The following is a 1,371-nucleotide window of genomic DNA, read 5'->3' as shown; positions in this document are numbered from 1 at the left end:
CGACGAAAATGGTTCATCGGACTATGGGATTTCCCCATAAATCTAAACCAAAAAGTTCCTATCGCGTAATCTGGGATAAGGAGGCTAAACAGGGCTTCCAGTCCCTTCCAACCGTTTCTCAACGACCGGATCAGTTCCGTCTGCCCGAAAAGAAAAGAGAGCCGCCTCCTTTTGAGGCCGCTCCCTTTCGGTAAGTTTTCAAGCTGTTTACAACAAGGCTTGGATAGCTTTTTCCACCTCGTCCATGCCGACCGTAGGCTCGAAGCGAGCCACAACGTTCCCTTGCTTATCGACCAGAAACTTCGTGAAATTCCATTTGATATCGGGCTTGCTTGCATAGTCCTTGTCTTTCTTTTTGAGCATGGTACTCATAGCCTCCGCTCGTTTACCGGTGAAGCCTTCAAAGCCTTTCTTGCTCTTCAGAAACGTATAGAGCGGTGATTCGTTTTCACCATTCACCTCGATTTTCTCAAACAGTGGGAACTTCGTTCCGTACTTTAGTGTGCAGAAGTCTTTAATTTCTTCTATCGTGCCCGGCGCCTGCTCTCCAAACTGGTTGCAGGGAAAGTCGAGAACGACAAAGCCTTGTTCTTCGTATTGCTCATAAAGTTTCTCCAGCGCTTCGTATTGAGGCGTAAAACCACACCTCGTCGCGGTGTTTACAATCAGAAGTACTTTACCCTCGTACGCTTTCAGCGAGATATCTTTCCCTTCGGCATCTTTGACGGTGAAGTCATAAATCCCATTCTGCGCCATGGCTGTCCACGCAAAGCAAAGCGACAGCAGCGCCAACATTGTTTTTTTCATAAGATGATACTTTTATATTTATTGATACTGTTTGTCGGATCAACAGAAATCCGGATATGTAAAAACGGATCACTCCTCCCGACCGAGCGACAAAGATAGTTTATTTTGTAGCTCACCCGCAAAATTATGTACTCAAGCAGCAACAAGAACGGACGTTTCCCCGTATAATGTACATAAAAAGAAATCCCCCGTGCGGCGTGGCCGCACAAGAGGATTTCCTACCATAAAACTTGCTGTGATCTCTATATGTTATTTCACAATCACCTTATGTACCGAACCGTCTTTGAGCGTTACCACATATACGCCACGTTGCATCGGGATCGGCGTATCGCCTTCAGGCAGTTCGACTCTCTTCACCAGCTGACCGGCTACCGAGTAAATGCTCGCGATATCTTCACGCTCTACACGGATGTAAATCGTTTCGCCGTGCGACCAAACCGCCGTACCGTTAACCGACATATTCGCTACATAGTCCGGACCGAATTTCAAAACGATATTCTGTGTAACCTGACGGATTACATACTCGTACTCGCCGTTCGAATTCTTCTTCCCTTCAAGAACCTC

Annotated in this window: 3 protein-coding genes; 1 reads left to right on the top strand and 2 read right to left on the bottom strand. The window is 46.8% G+C overall.

Annotation, left to right across the window (positions count from 1 at the left end; translation table 11 throughout):
• Positions 1-194 (top strand): hypothetical protein (locus EII41_RS14375; RefSeq protein ID WP_221620733.1); only part of this gene is annotated, 194 nt, incomplete at its 5' end.
• Positions 195-207: 13 nt separating this feature from the next.
• Here the strand turns inward: EII41_RS14375 and EII41_RS13545 are convergent.
• Positions 208-807 (bottom strand): glutathione peroxidase, encoded by a 600-nt coding sequence (locus EII41_RS13545; protein ID WP_124790997.1) that lies wholly within the window; start codon positions 805-807, stop codon positions 208-210.
• Between the two features lie 249 nt (positions 808-1,056).
• Positions 1,057-1,371: hypothetical protein (locus EII41_RS14235; protein WP_185711882.1), on the bottom strand; the 315-nt coding region annotated here is incomplete at its 5' end.

It is taken from the genome of Tannerella forsythia (assembly GCF_003860135.1).
Classification (GTDB): Bacteria; Bacteroidota; Bacteroidia; order Bacteroidales; family Tannerellaceae; genus Tannerella; species Tannerella forsythia_A.
Note: the sequence above shows the minus strand (reverse complement) of the source record. Positions and strands in the feature narration are given on the sequence as shown.